Genomic DNA, 17,667 nt, shown 5'->3' with positions numbered 1-17,667 from the left:
CGCGGTCGCGACGGGCAATTTTCCATGAGGCAAAAGAAGCGGCATCCGAACCATGTCGGATGCCGTCAGGCAAGCTTCCAAATCCTTACTTGTTGTTCTTGTTCTGGCAGGACTGGTTCGCCACGGTGCAGGACGTCTTGCAGGCGCTCTGGCACGACGCCTGACACTCGCCGCAGCCGCCATGCTTCAGGCTTTCCTTCAGGCAGGACTTCTGAACGGTCTGAATATGCTTCATTCTTCATTCCTCCGTAAACAGATTCGGTGTAACACCATACGATAGCTTATTATACAACAGTTTCTTGCCCGATGCAATCATTTCGCCGGAAGATTCGACAAAATCATCCCGCACAGGCCGCCTGCCGCGATGCCCATGCCGACGTCCGCCGCATAGCCCGCGAGGCTCATCTGCTGCCCGCTGAAGACGCCGTAGAGCGCGACGCCCAGCCCCATATAGAGCAGCCCCACGCAGGCGCCGCGCATCGCCCCCCGTTCACCGCCGCGGCCTACGGCCACCAGCACGCCCACGAGGATCGCGACCAGCTTGAGCACCTGATTGACGACCGTGATGGCCCCGCTGTCCATCTGCCATACGCGCAGCAGCAGCGCAAAGAGCACCACGCCCAGCACGGTCGCCGCCAGGGCGCTCAAAAAACCCAGCAGCAATTTCTTGATCGCGCTGTTCTTTTTGCCCGCCGCGCGCGGCTTGCGCCGGGCCATGGTATCCGGCGTTTTTGCCTGTCCTTTAACCGACCCCTGTACCGCTTGTTTCATAAAAAAGCGCCTCCCGTCCGTGTCATAGAAGAATCTATGCACGTCCGGGAGGCCTTATCACTCAAACGCTTCCGATCAGATGAGCGCTTCTGCGTCGTTGGAAATCGAGATTTCCTCGACGTTGCGGATAGCCCAGCGCGCGAACACGAGCTTGGTCTTCTCAGCGCCGACCTCGACCGTCAGCACGTCGTCCTTGATATTCGCGATCGTGCCGTAGATGCCGCCAATGGTGCAGATACGGTCGCCGACCTTCAGCGCCGCCAGCATCGCCTTGGCTTCCTTGTCCTTCTTGCGCTGCGGACGAATCAGCATGAAGTAGAAGACGACGAAGATCAGAATCATCGGCGCCAGGGAAACCACCAGGCCGAGAATTCCGCCAGCGGCTCCTACTTCGGTCGCCGCATCGCCAGCAGCAGCGGCGGCATCGCCCACAGCAGGGGCAGCATCGGCCAGAAGGTTCAAAAACGCGTTCATCATGATATAGAAACACTCCTTTTCCAAATTACACCCTATTATATCTTTTGGCGCAGCGTATTGCAAGGGCTAATCCTACTACGTTCAAATTATTTTGCGCCGGTCAAAAGTTCCTGCTCATGTCGTAATTTGCGAAGAAATCGTGATGGAACTGCTCGAAGCGGTCCTCGTCAATAGCCCTGCGGATGCGCTCCATGAGCCTGAGCAGGTAGCGCAGGTTGTGGATCGTCGCGAGCCTGCCGCCCGTAATCTCCCCCGCCTTGATGAGATGGCGGATGTAGGCGCGCGAGAAGTTCTGGCAGGCGTAGCAGTCGCAGCCCTCCTCCAGCGGCCCGAAATCGTGCGCATACTGCGCGTTGCGGATGACGAGCCTGCCCTTGTCCGTGAAGACCGTTCCGTTCCGGGCGATGCGGGTTGCCAGCACGCAGTCAAACATATCCACCCCGCGCAGCACGCCCTCCACCAAGCAGTCCGGGCTGCCCACGCCCATCAGGTAACGGGGTTTTTGCTCGGGCATGTAGGGCATCATCTCTTCCAGCATCTCGTACATGATAGGCTTGGGTTCGCCCACGCTGAGCCCGCCGATGCCGTAGCCGGGAAAATCCATTTCCGAAAGCACCTTCGCGCTCTCGATGCGAAGGTCCTTGTAAAAAGCGCCCTGCACGATGCCGAACAGCGCCTGATCCTCGCGCGCATGGTACGCCTTGCAGCGCTCCGCCCAACGATGCGTGCGGTGCATGGCCGCCTCCGCTGTTTCATGGTCGCACGGGTAGGGCGAGCATACGTCAAAGCACATGGCGATGTCCGCGCCTAGATCCTGCTGAATCTGCATGGAGACCTCGGGCGATATGAACAGACGGCTGCCGTCCAGATGGGACTGAAACGCCACGCCCTCCTCCTTGATCTTGCGAAGCCCGGAGAGGGAAAACACCTGGAATCCGCCGCTGTCCGTCAGGATCGGATGATTCCAGGACATGAACCGATGCAGCCCGCCCGCCTCCTTCACCAGCGCCTCTCCTGGGCGCACGTGCAGGTGATAGGTGTTGGACAAAATGATTTGCGCGCCCGCTTCCTCCAGCTCGCGCGGCGTCGTCGCCTTGACGGTCGCCTGCGTGCCCACGGGCATGAAGATCGGTGTCTGTATATCGCCGTGCGGCGTGTGCACCACGCCCCGGCGCGCGCCCGTTCGGGCGTCCGTTTTCAGTAAGTCGAATGTCAGCGGTTGATTCATCTTTCTCTCCCAATTTTATCTCGCGGCAACGGTGAAATCCCGTTTGACACACCACATGTTATTTTGCCTCTGCCTCTTTCGCGACGATGAGCATCGCGTCCCCGAACGAAAAGAACCGATAGCGCTCCCTTACCGCCTCTTCGTACGCCGCAAGCGCCTGCTCGCGTCCCATCAGCGCGCTCACCAGCATCAGCAGCGTGGACTGCGGCAGGTGGAAGTTCGTGATCAGGACGTCCACCGCGTGAAGCGGCACGCCCGGCGTGATGAAAATCTGCGTGTAGCCGCTGCCCGCGTGCACCACGCCCTTCTCGTCCGTCACCGTCTCCAACGTACGAACGCTCGTCGTACCCACGCAGATGATGCGCCCGCCCGCGGCGCGCGCCGCGTTGATGCGCGCGGCCGCGTCCTCCGTCACCTCGTAGTATTCCGAGTGCATGTGGTGGCGGGATACATCCTCTTCCTTCACCGGTCTGAACGTGCCCAGTCCCACGTGCAGCAGAATGGGCACGACCGAGACGCCCATTGCCCTGACTTTTTCCAGCAGCTCCGGCGTAAAGTGCAAACCTGCGGTCGGCGCGGCGGCGGAGCCGTCCTGCCGGGCGTAGACCGTCTGGTAGCGCTCCTTGTCGGAAAGCTTTTCGTGGATGTAGGGCGGCAGCGGCATCTGCCCCAGACGATCCAGAATTTCCTCGAACACGCCCTCGTAGGCAAAGCGCACGATGCGGCCGCCGTCCTGCGCCATGTCCAGCACCGTGGCCTTTAAAAGCCCCTCGCCGAAGACGAATACGGCGCCCGGCTTCGCCTTGCGCCCGGGCTTCAGGATGACCTCCCACGTATCCCGGTCGATGCGCTTCAGGAGCAGAAACTCGATTGCCCCGCCCGTGCCTTCCTTGCGGCCATACAGCCGCGCGGGGATGACGCGCGTCTCGTTGAGCACCAGCACGTCGCCCGCGCGCAGGTAATCGGTGATGTCGCGGAAGATTCGGTGTTCGCGCTCGCCCGTCTTCACGTGGCAGACCATCAGCCGGCTCGCGTCGCGCGGCTCGATAGGCGTCTGCGCGATCAGCTCTTCCGGCAGTTCATAGTTAAAATCGGATGTCAGCATATCGTCCTCCCAAAGGCGTCAGTCCAGCAGCGAAAGCTGTCCGTCGTCTTTGTCCTTTGCATCCCTTCTTACGGGCATGGGCATGCGCATGTGGTCGTAGGCCGCCTGCGTGCATACGCGCCCGCGCGGCGTGCGCATGAGAAAGCCCAGCTGCATGAGATAGGGCTCGTACACGTCCTCGATCGTCACGGCATCCTCGCCCGTCGTCGCAGCGAGCGTGTCCAGTCCGACCGGGCCGCCGCCGAATTTTTCCATCATCGTCGTCAGCATGGCGCGGTCCACACGGTCGAGTCCCAGCTCGTCGATCTCCTGCAGGTTCAAAGCCTCGCGCGCCACCTCGTAGGTGATGACGCCGTCCGCCCGTACCTGCGCGAAGTCGCGCACGCGCTTGAGCAGTCGGTTGACGATGCGCGGCGTCCCGCGAGAACGCCGCGCGATTTCGCGCACGCCCTCCGGCTCCACCGGGATCTTCATGATGTTCGCGCTGTGCTGCACGATCTGCGCGAGCTCGTCCGTCGAGTAGAGCTGGAGCCTGAACAGGATACCGAATCGGTCGCGCAGCGGAGCCGAAAGCTGGCCCGCGCGCGTGGTAGCGCCCACGAGCGTGAACTTGGGCAGGTCCAGCCGGATGGAACGCGCGCTCGGCCCCTTGCCGATCATGATATCCAGCGCGTAATCCTCCATCGCCGGGTAGAGCACCTCCTCCACCGTTCGCGACAGGCGGTGAATCTCGTCAATGAAGAGCACGTCGCCCGCGCTCAGGTTGGTGAGGATCGAGGCCAGATCGCCTGGTCGCTCGATAGCCGGCCCGGAGGTAATGCGGATGTTCTGGCCCATCTCCGCCGCCACGATGCAGGCCAGCGTCGTCTTGCCCAGGCCCGGCGGGCCGTAAAGCAGCATGTGGTCCAGCGCGTCGCGCCGTCCCCTCGCCGCTTCGATGTAGATGTTCAGGCTGTCCTTGACGGTCTGCTGGCCGATGTACTCGCGCAGCGTCTTGGGGCGAAGCGATTGCTCGATCTCCTCGTCGCCGTCTCGAAAGCCCGTCGTTACCAAGCGTTCTTCTTCCATGCTCTTACTCCCTCATCCCACGTCAGTTCCCGCCCAGCGTGCGCAGCGCCAGCATGATGAGCTGGTCCGTCTTGTCCGACTGGCCCTGCACCTGGTTGATGGCGCGCGCCGCCTCCGCGGAGGAATAGCCCAGCGCCATCAGCGCCGCCACCGCCTCCTGCTGCGCGCCCATCGCGGCTGCGGGAACGGCCTGGCCGGCACCGGAGGTGAGTTCTCCTGCCTCCACCTTGTCCTTCAGTTCCAGCACGAGGCGCTGCGCCGTCTTCTTGCCGATGCCCGGCGCGCGCGAAAGCGCGCCCGTGTCGCCCGTGGCGATGGCGATAGAAAGATCCCGCAGCGGCATGGAGGAAAGCACCCCCAACGCCGTGCGTGCGCCCACGCCCGTGACGGAGCAGAGCTTTAAGAACATCGTCCGCTCCTCTTTTGTGGCAAAGCCGAAAAGGTCCATCGCGTCCTCGCGCACCGACAGGTACGTATAGGCCCGAAACCGCTCGCCCGCCTGCGGGGCCTCGGCCACCGTCGAGGCCGAGCAGATAAGCTGATAGCCCACGCCACCGGCGTTTACGACGATCTCGCCCTGCCGCTTTTCCTCCAGCTTTCCTTCTATAAATGCGTACATGGCGTCTACTCCTCACATGATCTTGAACTGCGCGCGCGCGTTCCCGGTGTGCGCGTGGGTGATGGCCACGGCCAGCGCATCCGCCGCGTCGTCGGGCCTTGCGATTTCCTTCATGGAAAGCAGCATCTTCACCATCTGCTGCACCTGCTGCTTTTCCGCTTTGCCGTATCCCACGACCGCCTGCTTGATCTGCATCGGCGTGTATTCGTATAAATTGTCCGTCTTTTCCGCCGCCGCCACCAGCGCCACGCCGCGCGCCGCGCTGACCGCCATGCCCGTCGTCACGTTCTTCGAGAAGAAGAGCTCTTCAAACGCGACGTCGTCCGGCCTGTACGTCTCGATCAGCTGCTGCATGCCGATGTAGATGCTCCGCAGCCGGTGCGGCAGCGTGTTGCCCGGCTTCGTGCCGAGGATGCCGTACTGCACCATGCGAAGACGGCTGCCCGTCTGCTCCACGACCCCCCAGCCCAGCGTCGCAAGGCCGGGATCGATCCCCAGTATCGTCAAAAGCATCGCTCCATTTGTCCACAAAAAATCTATTTTATCTTATCTTTTTTGCCGTCATCTGTCAAGGAAACGCCTGAATGTATTTTTATACAAACCTCTTGCATTTTTACCGCAAATGACGTATAATACCAGCGTCATACGGCATCAAGGGCCAAGCGCCCAATAACCATTTTGGAGGGGACCCTATCTTATGAAAAAACACGATCGCGTTCTGCTTGCGTATTCCGGCGGTCTGGATACGTCCATCATCATCCCCTGGCTCAAGGAAAACTACGGCTGCGCCGTCGTCTGCGTAGCCGCCGACGTCGGCCAGGGCGAGGAGCTCAACCCGCTGCACGAGAAGGCGAAGAAGACCGGCGCGGAAAAGCTCTACATCGAGGATCTGCGCAAGGAGTTTGTGGACGAGTTCGTCTGGCCGACCATCAAGGCCGGCGCGGTGTACGAGGGCAAGTATCTGCTGGGCACCTCCTTTGCGCGCCCGCTGATCGCAAAGCGCCTGGTGGAGCTGGCGCACAAGGAAAACTGCACCGCCATCTGCCACGGCTGCACAGGCAAGGGCAACGATCAGGTTCGCTTTGAGCTGACGATCAAGGCTTTCGACCCGCACATGGACATCATCGCGCCCTGGCGCATTTGGGACATCAAGACGCGCGAGGAAGAAATCGACTACGCCGAGGCCCGCGGCATCCCGGTGCCGGTGAGCAAGAAGCGCCCCTATTCCATGGATCGCAACCTCTGGCACCTCTCGCACGAGGGCGCCGATCTGGAAGACCCGTGGAACGAGCCGCCGCGCGATCTGCCGCTGATCTGTGTCAGCCCGGAGGACGCGCCTGACAAGCCCGAATACGTCGAGTTTACGTTTGAAAAGGGCGTGGCCGTCGCCATCAACGGCGAACGCCTCGATTCCGTCGCCCTGATCGAAAGGGCGAACGAAATCGCCGCGCGCAACGGCGTGGGCATCGCGGACATGGTCGAAAACCGCCTGGTGGGCATGAAGTCCCGCGGCGTGTACGAGACGCCCGGCGGAACGATCCTCTACGCCGCACACAGGAACCTCGAGGAGATCACGCTCGACCGCATCACCAGCCACTACAAGGAGCAGGTAGCCATCCGCTTTGCGGAGCTGGTCTACGACGGCCAGTGGTACACCCCGCTCCGCGAAGCGCTGAGCGCGTTCGTCGATTCCACCCAGCAGAACGTGAACGGCGTCTCCCGTCTGAAGCTGTACAAGGGCAACTGCATCCCCGCGGGCGTGAAGTCCCCCAATTCGCTGTACTTCGAGGAAATCGCCACATTCGGCGACTCCAAGGACCTGTACAGCCACAAGGACTCCGAGGGTTTCATCAACCTGTTCGGCCTGCCGCTCAAGGTGCAGGCGATGATGAAGGAAAAGAACGGGCAGCTCTAAGAGCTTCCCCTTTGCGGGCCGCCTGAACGCGCACAAAGCAGATCCATAGACCACGCCGTCCTTCCCCGCGGCCCCGCCGCCCCGAAGGGCGCGCGGTCTGTCGATTCTGCTTTTGCTTATTGTGAAGGCCCTTTTGACCAAGATGTAAGGAGCGTGTATTCATGAAGCTATGGGGCGGGCGCTTTGAAAAGCAGACCGACGGCCTTGTCGACGACTTTCATTCCTCCATCACCTTTGATAAGCGCCTGTATAAACAGGACATTCAGGGCTCCATCGCCCACGCGACGATGCTGGGCGAGCAGGGCGTCATCCCAACGGCCGACGCGGAAAGGATCGTGGAAGGCCTGAATGGCATCCTAGAGGACGTCGATGGCGGGCGCGTGCAGTTTGAAATCGACGCAGAGGACATCCACATGAACGTGGAAAAGCTGCTCATCGAGCGAATCGGCGAGGCGGGCAAGCGCCTGCACACGGGCCGCAGCCGCAACGATCAGGTGGCGCTCGACGGACGTATGTACACGAAGGACGAGGCCAAGCGCGTCTGTTCCCTGCTTTCCGACCTCTGCCGCGTGCTGCTTCGCATCGCCGGAGAAAATCTTCACACCGTCATGCCGGGCTATACCCATCTGCAAAAGGCGCAGCCCATCACCCTCGCCCACCACATGATGGCCTACTTCCAGATGTTTACCCGCGATATGGACCGCATGCGCGATTGCTACCGCCGCAGCGACGTGATGCCCCTGGGCTCCGGCGCGCTGGCGGGCACCACCTACCCCCTGAATCGCGAGCGCGTGGCCGAGCTCCTCGGCTTTTCCGCGATTACACCAAATAGCCTGGACGGCGTCTCCGACCGCGACTTCATGCTGGACTTTCTCTCCGCCGCCTCCATCTGCATGATGCACCTTTCGCGCTTCTGTGAAGAACTGATTCTCTGGTCGAGCCATGAATTTCGCTTCGTGGAAATGGACGACGCCTTCTCCACCGGCTCCTCCATCATGCCGCAAAAGAAGAATCCCGACGTCGCGGAGCTCATTCGGGGCAAGACGGGGCGCGTCTACGGGGACCTGATGGGCCTGCTCACCGCCATGAAGGGCCTGCCCCTCGCCTATAACAAGGACATGCAGGAGGACAAGGAGGCGCTCTTCGACGCGCGCGACACGCTCGTTAAATCGCTCGTCGTCTTCACGCATATGCTGGACGCCTGCCGCTTCCGCAAGGACGTCATGGCCCGCGGTGCGGAGGGCGGCTTCACCAATGCGACGGACGCGGCGGATTACCTCGTCAAGAAGGGCATGCCCTTCCGCGAGGCGCACGCGGTCATCGGCCGTCTGGTGCTGCACTGCATCAAGGAAAACAAGGCGCTGCTCGACCTCACGCTGCCCGAGCTGCAGGAATTTTCGCTGCTCTTCGATCAGGATGTTTTCGAGGCGCTCTCCATGCGCGCCTGTGTTGACCTCAGGAACATCCCCGGCGGCCCTGCGCCAGAGGCGGTTCAGGCCTCCATCGATGCGGGCAAGGCCTGGTTAGAAGGGTTTTCCATCTGACGGTCTTTGGCATTGAATGATTCTTCACATAAAAAAACGGAGGCTTAGGTAGCCACTGATAAAACAGTATCAACTACAAATTGAAATAGGGTAGCTGCCATACAGGGTGCAAAAAAGCGGGTGAAATGTTTTTAACATTCACTCGCTTCTTTTTTTAAATTCCTAATTTGTCAAAGAGAATTTTATTTCTTTGTTTTGCATCATTGATAATTTTGTCATAAGACAAAATCTCGATATAAGCGTTCATTTTTTCATTGTATCTGTAAAACCCTAGCTTATCAGGAGTTTGCGTAAAATCATGATAATCCAAAATACGTTCTAGCGTATTGGTAACATCACAAACTGCGTACAGATAAAATTTCGTATTTGCGCTTACCTTGATAAGCCTACCATCTTTATCCATAGCTTTACCAGATTTCAGAAAGGCTACGTAATTATAAAGCTGTGTGACTGGGTTACTTCCATCATTGTAATCATTTCTCATAGGACGCTTCAGCTCAAAAAGAACAATAGTTTCATATTCTGTTCCTATATTTGTTTCATCTGATACAGCTACAGGGCTATCTAAAATCATAAGGTCAGTACGGTCTTGCTTAGGGTCATTATTGAAAGGAATATCTGAAGAAATATAATTACAATAAGCTAATTTTTCATCAATAAGCCAAAGGTTATGATTGCTATATTGGGTATCGTCCGAAGTTGTTCTCATGGGATAAATTAGATTATGTAAAAAACTTTCCTTTTGAAAATGCCCATCATCTTTACGTCGTATTGCAAACTCCATTAAATCAAGAATTACCTTACGGTGTGCAACATATTCCGCTAACGCTGCACCGTTAGCACTGTTGATTTTTTCTACCTGCTGACTGAATCTTTCCGTATAATCATCCGATGAAATAATTCCCTCATTTAAGTCCTGTAACAATTTCATATTTTCATCCGAAGTGCGACGGTCAAATTTGCGCTTTATTCGATGAAGTTCATCATCCAACTTATCATCGCTTAGGTTAGGCTTTATTTTAGTAATATCATCAGACATATACTTTAGTAAATGACGAAACTGTGGAGCTTGATAAGCTACATAGTCCTTAATCCGTTTTAACTTGTCGGAAGATATTGGCTGTAAATAATCCTTTAAAAAATTTTCAACTTCGACGATGACTGCTTTCATTATCTGATCCATTGTAACAATATTTGTCAAACTTTCAAGCGGTCCACCATCGGGAATATTAAACGAAAGACGATTCATATCTACAGAATCATCTAAATATTTGCTTCTTAAAACGCCTATATACCAAAATCCGCTTTTTTCATATATCTCTCTATCTAAATCAGTGATATACTTATCAAGCTCTTTTGTTTCAACCAAGCGATTATGCGCACATAAATAAAGCTTGTTTCCATTGACTGTATTATCTTCCGCTTTAACATGAAGTAAATCGAAATCTTCATCGCCCAAATGTATTGTGACTAAGTTTTCTTCTGTCGTGATTCTTTCTTTAAAAATAGAATTCAAGTTAAACTTTTCATCACAGTCTATCAATTCAATCTGAGGACAATTCTGCGCAATAAAATACACTAAGCAGTGCTGTATAATGCGCATTGCAATAGTAATGCCTCTTTTGGGAATATTATCCGAGTATGGTTTTACACAATCAACTAATTTTATAGTTGTTCTATTATCGTTTATATTTTCGCAATCCGTAAGAATGTCATTTATCTCTGTTTGTTCAGGCGAAAAATCAAATGAGCGTTTAACATATCCTTTTTCATCTTCATTCCAATATATACTTTCTATTTCTGCTTTTTTGAAAGCAATAAGCCACGAAAAACGACCGACACCCTTTCCACCGTAGGAAGCCTTATATGTCGAATCAGATTCCATAAATGATATTAAATTGGGTTCATTAAAGCCAACACCATTGTCGATAATTTCAAAAGAACATATGGAAGGCAATTCTCCTATTCCATCTAAACTTAATTGTCCATCTCGAATAATTTTGATTATTATCTTACCTTTAAAATTTTTATCCACTATACCACGTTCTTCAATAGCATGAATGGAGTTTACAATAGCTTCAAATAGTGGAATTAGCGGTTGATTTTTAGGGAGATTAAAGTTTTTTACTCGCCCACGAATATTTATAGAAAATCCTCTCATAGTCTACCCTCCATACAAGCAATAGATTAAATCGCTTGTTGAAAACTATTTTATCACAATTTGCAAACAGACACAATCGAAGAAGGTGGAAATATTTACGCTCTGTCACGCAATAGAACGCCATTTTCAAGGGTGGAAATACAAAACCCTTACCCATGCCCTTATCGTGTCTTCAAAGCCGCATAAATCAAGGGAAAAATAAGGTCTATTGCGTAACATTCCATAATGAATAAAGGGCGCAAGCGGTCTATCCGTTTGCGCCCTCTTGACTACACCATAGCAAGGGCATAAAAAACCGTCAAGGGCGGCGTAGCCGTTCATCTTGACCCTTGACGGTTTTTCATGGCTTTGCTACTTACTACCCGTTAAAACGGAACTTGAAGATAGCATGGATAAGCTGCGCTTTCAGACGGTCTTGAATATCATCATTAAAATGCCCTTGATACATAGACAGGTACTTGATATGTCCGGCGTAATGCCGCAATACCATGTCGATTGCTTCCGGCTCTCCGGCGACAGCTTTTTCAATGACTTCAAACGGTATCAGTTTTTTATTCCTCATTTTCTGCTTCCTCCCATTCCTTTCTCAACTGCTTTAGTGCCGCAAGTTTCCAGTAATTCGCTGTGCTTCTGTTTCTTTCGTACACGTTCCCGATTTGCGTATCCGTATAACCGAGGAAAAAGTACATCAACAGAACGGTGCGCCTTTGCTCCGATAGTTTGACTAATGCGGCGGCTAATCGCTCGTCTGCTACAATTACTTCTTTTCCCTGCACAACAAAGATAGTCGGCTTGTCCTGCTTCTCAAAGTAGCTATCCATTGTGGACGGTTCAAAAGGCGTTTCAGACATCAGATAATCAAGCGATACCTCTCGCTTCTGCTTCCGTCCAAAATCACGATAAGCGATCATTGCCGCATTACGGAGAACGACTTTACAAAAGGCTGCGAAAGTGTACTCAATATGCTCTTTGTATTCTTCGGAATAACTCATTTTCTCACCCCCTTTCTTCCCAGTAGGGGGCTATTACAACAAACGCCTATGCGGTATAAAACCACATAGGCGTTTGAGTAATACGAATTGTCACAGCATACTAAATGAATTAGCAGTTCATCTATATAGCCGCAATATTCCATAGACAGAAATGGTCTTTTTTTAACAAGCTACTGATAGGCAAATGACAGAAACATAAAGAAAACACGGCGATACCTCCCAATGCTTAAAAGCATCTAATACCGCCGTGTTCTTAAAGAAGTACGATTTTAATACACCCCCGTATCCCTATTTTGCAAAATGCAAACGGCGGTTTTGAGGTAGTTGATAGGAGAAGTACTTAAACTAACAAGTCGTTTAAAGTAATGATTTTACTGCCTTTGCTTTCATAATAACGCAGCATTTCGTCTATTTTTCTTTTGTCATAACTGGTAATGCAGTCTGACAAGACATTGACGCCATAATTTGCTTTGCATAAGTTATAACAGGTTGATTTTACACAAGCGACAGCGTCTGCTCCGGCTATGTAAAAATCACATATTTCATTTTTACTGATAAAGGCTGCAAACTCTTCACTGGTTAATGCGTTCCCTTTGCATTTTGTAAAAACATTTTTTGATACTATTTTCAAATCCGAAACCAATTCTGCTCCCGGTGTACCCGGTTTAAAAGTCCTTGTTCCGGCTGATAAGTTTTCATGCCTTATATAAACAACATGAATGTTTTGATTGACTGCCCAATCAATCGCTTTATTGATATTGCCAATAACATCTTTGTAATTCTTTGTTATGTCATTTTGAATATCTATGATTACTAAGGCTTTTTTCTGCATAGTGCTTCCTCCTGACAGGTAGATTGATTTGTTTTCATTTTTATTGTATAATGTAATCATTGACAACAGTATGGCAACAATTAAAAATTTTGAACGGCGGTGAATAAATGAAAGTAGACAGACTTGTCAGCATTATTATGATACTTCTTGATAAAAAGCGCATAAGCGCACAGGAGTTAGCAGATATGTTTGAAGTTTCACCCCGCACAATCTACCGCGATATAGACGCCATCAACATGGCGGGTATTCCAGTCCACTCAACATCAGGAGTTGGCGGCGGATTTGAAATCATGCAGGAATACAAGGTTGATAAAAAGGTTTTTTCGATTGATGACCTTTCTGCCCTCTTAATGGGGCTTTCCAGTCTTTCGGGCATGATAAGAGGCGATGAACTGGTACACGCTTTTGCAAAAGTTAAAAGTTTTATCCCCGCCGACAGAGCGAAAGACATTGAATTAAAAGTAAATCAAATTTGTATAGATTTAAGTCCGTGGACGGGCAACTTACAACTACAACCCTATTTAGAAATTATCAAAACAGCTTTGCAGGAAAACAGGCTGCTGACCTTTGAATATGTAGCCCACCACGGAAATAAAACCGAACGAACAGCCGAACCGTATCAGCTTGTATTGAAAAGTAGTCATTGGTATTTGCAAGGGTATTGCCATACAAGAAATGATTTCCGCTTATTCAGACTATCCCGTATGTCAAACCTACAAATACAGGAGGAAACTTTTACGCCACGAGATTATCAAAAACCGATTTTAGACTTTGCGGGAATGTGGGAAACTATGCAAACAAAAATCAAAATCCGTATTCATAAATCTGTCATGGACAGGGTGCTTGACTATTGCGCTTATGAAGATTTTTCGCCAGACGGTAATGAGCATTATATTGTCAACTTTCCTTTCATAGAGAACGAATACCACTACGATATTCTTTTAAGTTTTGGAGATAAATGTGAGTGTTTAGAGCCATTACATATCCGCACAGAAATGAAGCGCAGAATACATAATATAGCTGCCATATATGAAAGCTAATACACTGAACAAAGCAAAAAGGCTAACGACTTTGCGGAATATTACCAGCACATAGGAAGTCTCTAAAAAATTGAACAGACATGAAATAAGCGTTGTAATCTCTTTGAGATTGCAGCGTTTTTCTTTTTCGTGTCTTTGGCATTTTCAGCTTGTTCTCCGTAGTAGGAAGTGAGAGAAATTTTTTCTTAAATTTTTCTAAAAACTTCGGCAAAACCTCCCTGTGTGGTGTTGTAGGTAGTGAAAGGAGAAATGCCAATGGAAAACAGAAAACGGAACGTACAAATCATTGTGCGGGTAACAGAGGAAGAACGGGCATTGATTGAGGACAAAATGCGGCAGATACCGACAATCAATCTGTCCGCCTATTCCCGAAAAATGCTCATTGACGGGTACATTATCCAACTGGATATGCAGGACATCAAAGCGCATACCGCGCAGCTTCAAAGGATAGGCGTAAACATCAATCAGATTGCAAAGCGTATCAATGAAACAGGGCAGATTTACGCTGACGACATGGACGAGTTAAAGCGTGTCATGGAAGAAGTTTGGAGATTGGAACGGCGGCTGCTTCTGCAATTCAAGGGGCTTCGTAAATGAGGGTTTGGGATACTTCCCAACAAGCAAAATGCAGCGGCGGCAGACGGGCATTTTACGGGAACGGCTATCCGTTCCCTATGCTTGCTGCGAAACTATCAACAGCGATTTCAGAGGAAAGGACGGGAACGGAATGGAACGGAAACGAATTATTAAGAACGGGCATATCGTGGTAAAAAATCCACTTGCTTATGAATTACCAAAGCGTGAAGTAACAATAAAATCCGGCAGGACGCTTTACCGCTTTACAGGCAGCTATGACGGAGAAAGGAGCCTGTCCCACAAGGTTTTACGTCTTATGGAACGGGAAAATTCAAAGAAAGATGTTGATTAAAAATGCCGGAGCCGATACAATAAATACAAGCAATCCTGTATTGGCAGACTGCCCGCCGATGAAAGGAGCAGAAACTATGTTAAGGCAGTCTGACAAAATTACCGCCCTTTATTGCCGTTTATCGAGAGATGATGAAATGGCGGGCGACAGCAACAGCATTGTAAATCAAAAGGCGATTTTAAGTAAATACGCGAAAGAAAATCATTTTTTAAACACCTTGTTTTTCGTGGACGACGGATATTCGGGTACGAACTTCAACCGTCCGAGCTGGTGCGAACTTTTGGAACGGATTGAAAACGGAGAAGTGGCAACGCTGATTGTTAAGGATATGTCGCGGCTTGGACGCGATTATCTGAAAGTGGGCTTTTACACCGAAGTACTGTTTGTTGAAAAAGGTGTGCGGTTCATTGCCATTAACAACGGTATCGACAGCGCAAACCAACAGGACAGCGACTTTACCCCTTTTTTGAACATCATCAACGAGTGGTACGCAAAAGATACAAGCAAGAAAATCCGTGCTGTGATGAAGTCCAAAGGAGAAGCGGGGGAACATCTCTGTACCAACCCGCCCTATGGCTACATGAAAGACGCTGACAATCCCAAACAATGGGTAGTGGATAATGAAGCCGCCGGAGTAGTCAAGCGGATATTTTCGCTCTGCTTAGAGGGTTCCGGGCCAACACAGATTGCCCGTATTTTGAAAGCGGATAAAGTCATAACGCCGACTATCCATTTTCAGCGGACAGGCAGGGCAACAAGGAACACGCCGCCGGAAAATCCTTATCATTGGACGGGCGACACCGTAGCCGACATTTTAGAGCGTCCAGAGTATCAAGGGCATACGGTAAACTTCAAGACCTACAAGCAGTCCTACAAGAGCAAGAAAACCTGCTACAATCCGATTGAAAAACAGCTTGTGTTTGAGAATACCCATGAAGCAATCATAGACGCTGATACATGGGAACGGGTGCAGGAATTGCGGAAGAACAAACGCCGCCCAACGAGGACGGGAAAAACAAATCTGTTCTCTGGCATTGTCTGCTGTGCTGACTGTGGGGAAAAACTGTATTACTGCACAAGCAAAAACTTTGAAGCGCGGCAAGACCATTTTGTATGCTCCACTTCAAGGCTCAAAGGGAAAGAAATCTGCCCAACGCATTTTATCCGCGCCGTTGTTTTAGAACAGGGTGTACTCGCTCATATGCGGCTTGTGATTGCCTGTGTGTCTACCTATGAGGAACGCTTTAGAAAAGCTATGGGCGCGAAGCAGAAAGCCGAAGCAAAGGGAGAACTTGCGGCGAAGCGGCGGCAACTGACGCAAGCGGAACGCCGGATTGAAGAACTCGACCGACTTTTCAAACGTATTTACGAAGATAACGCCAACGGTAAACTTTCCGATAGCAGATTTCAAATGCTCTCTGACGATTACGAACGGGAACAGGAAGAACTGCGGGAAAAGCTGTTGCAACTGAATGAAGAAATTACACAGCAGGAAGAACAGGCGGAAAATATTGACAGGTTTATCGGCAAGATACGGAAGTATCTTGACTTGGACGAGCTGACGCCTGCTGTCTTGAATGACATGGTAAAGGCGGTGTATGTTCACGCTCCCGACAAGTCAAGCGGACAAAGGGAACAGCAGATTGATATATCCTATGACCTTGTGGGAATACTCCCCGCGTCTTTGCTCAACAACCTACAAAACGGAGAAACGGCATAGCCCGAAAGCTACGCCGTTTCCCGAAAACATTCTTATGCTGTTTTATGAGTGCTGCCCTTTTGCAGCCTCTGTTTTTTTGCATTCCAGCCTTGATCCAAGCGCTTCATTCCGCAAGGTATCCGGGGATTTCCCGGCTCGCCTCCTCGATCAGCGCTTCAACCATTTGCAGCGTGCAGTAAATGAAATCCTCCGGTTTACCCGCCGTTCGATCTACAAACTGCTCGTGCAAAAGGGAGTTCTGCATGCGCGCGATATCCTCTGAAAAGACCAGTCCGGCCAGGTCGCATCCATGGGCCTTTGCCAGTCCTTCAAAAATTCCCCATCTGCGGGGGCTTTTCAGGTACAGCGCATAATCCGTCATCAGCGCTTCCTCGTGGTAACGATCGGCCCCATACGCATCCATACACCCTTCATTTTTCAGCCTGAACGGCTTCCAGATGCGCGCGTCGTTGAGCCAGTCCGTGAAGACGTGCGTACAATAACCTGCGATGAAATCCCTCTGCGCATCGCCGCGATGGGTCTGCCAAAACGTCTTCGTGTTTTGATACCAGCGCCCGCTGTCCAGCGTGACGCCCCAGCGCGACCCGCTGCCCACCCACAGATGGCTTATTTCCTTCATGGCAGGGTCGTAGCCTTCGCGGAAGTGCACCGAATCCGGCGCAACCGCGCCCAGCAAAAATTGTGCCGGATCATCTGCCTCAAAGCCGCGCCTCAGCATCTCGTCCGCGATGCAAAGGTGTACCATCGGGAAGGGCATGCGCTCCACCTCGTCTCAAAATTCATGCCCTGCACATTCGACGCGCCCGCCGCTATTCCCTCTTTTCCCGCTCCTTTTTGGCGCGGTATTCCCCCAGCAGTCCGTCGTAACGCCTGCCCGACGCGCGGTAATAGATCTCAAACCCCGCCGTAAATCCGGCCAATGCGAGCACGAAAATGACGAAAAACGTCACCCAGGCAAAGGGCTCGCCCTTGGGAAACCAGTCAAAGATGACCGCGCAGAGCGTCATCAGCGCGAGGAACGGCAGGGTAAACACGACCATCCGCAGGCTATAGCGCATCTTCTTGATCACTGCGTCCGTAAAGGCGACGTACTGCAGGAGCGATCCTGCCAGGCACAATGCTAGCAGCTCGAAAAGAACCGTAATCGACACGTTTTTTTCGCCGAGCAGCAGGCTGACGACCGCGTAGATCAATACTGCCGCCGTATAGGAAAGGGACGCCCCCGCCTTCCATTCCATCGAATGACGGAACCATTTCTTCATCTAAA

At 51.9% G+C, this 17,667-nt stretch carries 20 protein-coding genes; 6 read left to right on the top strand and 14 right to left on the bottom strand.

The window, feature by feature from the left end:
- Positions 1–85: 85 nt before the first annotated feature.
- The 8 genes from scfA to ruvC all read right to left on the bottom strand — a co-directional run bounded on the left by scfA (position 86) and on the right by ruvC (position 5,781).
- The gene (gene scfA, locus C1725_RS09305) at positions 86–235 is read right to left on the bottom strand and encodes a six-cysteine ranthipeptide SCIFF (RefSeq protein ID WP_102411339.1); all 150 of its coding nucleotides are present in this window, start codon (positions 233–235) and stop codon (positions 86–88) included.
- 77 nt (positions 236–312) lie between these two features.
- A complete protein-coding gene (locus C1725_RS09300; RefSeq protein WP_102411338.1) occupies positions 313–771 on the bottom strand; it encodes a TIGR04086 family membrane protein in 459 nt (152 codons plus the stop codon).
- A gap of 75 nt (positions 772–846) precedes the next feature.
- A complete protein-coding gene (yajC, locus tag C1725_RS09295; RefSeq protein WP_346026515.1) occupies positions 847–1,248 on the bottom strand; it encodes a preprotein translocase subunit YajC in 402 nt (133 codons plus the stop codon).
- 100 nt (positions 1,249–1,348) lie between these two features.
- Complete coding sequence (gene tgt / locus C1725_RS09290; RefSeq protein WP_102411337.1) at positions 1,349–2,476, bottom strand: tRNA guanosine(34) transglycosylase Tgt; 1,128 nt, start codon at positions 2,474–2,476, stop codon at positions 1,349–1,351.
- A 58-nt stretch (positions 2,477–2,534) separates the two neighbouring features.
- Positions 2,535–3,581, bottom strand: coding sequence for a tRNA preQ1(34) S-adenosylmethionine ribosyltransferase-isomerase QueA (queA, locus tag C1725_RS09285; RefSeq protein ID WP_102411336.1), 1,047 nt, complete (start codon positions 3,579–3,581; stop codon positions 2,535–2,537).
- A gap of 18 nt (positions 3,582–3,599) precedes the next feature.
- Complete coding sequence (ruvB, locus tag C1725_RS09280) at positions 3,600–4,649, bottom strand: Holliday junction branch migration DNA helicase RuvB (RefSeq protein WP_102411335.1); 1,050 nt, start codon at positions 4,647–4,649, stop codon at positions 3,600–3,602.
- A 22-nt stretch (positions 4,650–4,671) separates the two neighbouring features.
- Positions 4,672–5,268: a Holliday junction branch migration protein RuvA gene (gene ruvA, locus C1725_RS09275; protein WP_102411334.1), complete on the bottom strand. Its 597-nt coding sequence runs from the start codon at positions 5,266–5,268 to the stop codon at positions 4,672–4,674.
- Between the two features lie 12 nt (positions 5,269–5,280).
- Positions 5,281–5,781: a crossover junction endodeoxyribonuclease RuvC gene (gene ruvC, locus C1725_RS09270; protein ID WP_487042802.1), complete on the bottom strand. Its 501-nt coding sequence runs from the start codon at positions 5,779–5,781 to the stop codon at positions 5,281–5,283.
- Positions 5,782–5,965: 184 nt separating this feature from the next.
- On the opposite strand from ruvC, the gene C1725_RS09265 reads away from it, so the two are divergent.
- Entirely contained in the window at positions 5,966–7,183 is a 1,218-nt protein-coding gene (locus C1725_RS09265) for an argininosuccinate synthase (RefSeq protein ID WP_102411332.1), read from the top strand.
- 161 nt (positions 7,184–7,344) lie between these two features.
- The gene (gene argH, locus C1725_RS09260; protein WP_102411331.1) at positions 7,345–8,727 is read left to right on the top strand and encodes an argininosuccinate lyase; all 1,383 of its coding nucleotides are present in this window, start codon (positions 7,345–7,347) and stop codon (positions 8,725–8,727) included.
- A gap of 154 nt (positions 8,728–8,881) precedes the next feature.
- Here argH and C1725_RS09255 read toward each other — a convergent pair whose 3' ends face one another.
- From C1725_RS09255 to C1725_RS09240, 4 genes are all read right to left on the bottom strand, one after another.
- Positions 8,882–10,888 carry an ATP-binding protein gene (locus C1725_RS09255; RefSeq protein ID WP_102411330.1) on the bottom strand — a complete coding sequence of 669 codons (2,007 nt, stop codon included), beginning with the start codon at positions 10,886–10,888 and terminating at the stop codon, positions 8,882–8,884.
- Between the two features lie 358 nt (positions 10,889–11,246).
- Complete coding sequence (locus C1725_RS09250) at positions 11,247–11,450, bottom strand: helix-turn-helix domain-containing protein (protein WP_102411329.1); 204 nt, start codon at positions 11,448–11,450, stop codon at positions 11,247–11,249.
- Positions 11,440–11,880 carry an RNA polymerase sigma factor gene (locus tag C1725_RS09245; protein WP_102411328.1) on the bottom strand — a complete coding sequence of 147 codons (441 nt, stop codon included), beginning with the start codon at positions 11,878–11,880 and terminating at the stop codon, positions 11,440–11,442. Before C1725_RS09245 ends, C1725_RS09250 begins: the two co-directional genes overlap by 11 nt.
- Positions 11,881–12,220: 340 nt before the next feature.
- Positions 12,221–12,712, bottom strand: a complete 492-nt coding sequence (locus C1725_RS09240) for an isochorismatase family protein (RefSeq protein ID WP_102411327.1) — start codon at positions 12,710–12,712, stop codon at positions 12,221–12,223.
- Between the two features lie 107 nt (positions 12,713–12,819).
- Between C1725_RS09240 and C1725_RS09235 the strand changes: the two genes are divergently transcribed.
- The 4 genes from C1725_RS09235 to C1725_RS09220 all read left to right on the top strand — a co-directional run bounded on the left by C1725_RS09235 (position 12,820) and on the right by C1725_RS09220 (position 16,400).
- Positions 12,820–13,752, top strand: coding sequence for a WYL domain-containing protein (locus C1725_RS09235; RefSeq protein WP_102411326.1), 933 nt, complete (start codon positions 12,820–12,822; stop codon positions 13,750–13,752).
- A gap of 255 nt (positions 13,753–14,007) precedes the next feature.
- Complete coding sequence (locus C1725_RS09230; RefSeq protein WP_102411325.1) at positions 14,008–14,349, top strand: plasmid mobilization protein; 342 nt, start codon at positions 14,008–14,010, stop codon at positions 14,347–14,349.
- A 130-nt stretch (positions 14,350–14,479) separates the two neighbouring features.
- The gene (locus C1725_RS09225; RefSeq protein ID WP_102411324.1) at positions 14,480–14,680 is read left to right on the top strand and encodes a hypothetical protein; all 201 of its coding nucleotides are present in this window, start codon (positions 14,480–14,482) and stop codon (positions 14,678–14,680) included.
- A 76-nt stretch (positions 14,681–14,756) separates the two neighbouring features.
- The gene (locus tag C1725_RS09220) at positions 14,757–16,400 is read left to right on the top strand and encodes a recombinase family protein (protein ID WP_102411323.1); all 1,644 of its coding nucleotides are present in this window, start codon (positions 14,757–14,759) and stop codon (positions 16,398–16,400) included.
- Between the two features lie 103 nt (positions 16,401–16,503).
- Here C1725_RS09220 and C1725_RS09215 read toward each other — a convergent pair whose 3' ends face one another.
- Both C1725_RS09215 and C1725_RS09210 read right to left on the bottom strand, forming a co-directional pair.
- Positions 16,504–17,157 (bottom strand): hypothetical protein, encoded by a 654-nt coding sequence (locus C1725_RS09215; RefSeq protein WP_102411322.1) that lies wholly within the window; start codon positions 17,155–17,157, stop codon positions 16,504–16,506.
- A gap of 52 nt (positions 17,158–17,209) precedes the next feature.
- A complete protein-coding gene (locus C1725_RS09210) occupies positions 17,210–17,662 on the bottom strand; it encodes a hypothetical protein (protein WP_102411321.1) in 453 nt (150 codons plus the stop codon).
- Between the last annotated feature and the right edge of the window lie 5 nt (positions 17,663–17,667).

It is taken from the genome of Beduinella massiliensis (assembly GCF_900199405.1).
Classification (GTDB): Bacteria; Bacillota; Clostridia; order Christensenellales; family Aristaeellaceae; genus Beduinella; species Beduinella massiliensis.
This window is presented reverse-complemented; position numbering and strand designations above follow the sequence as displayed.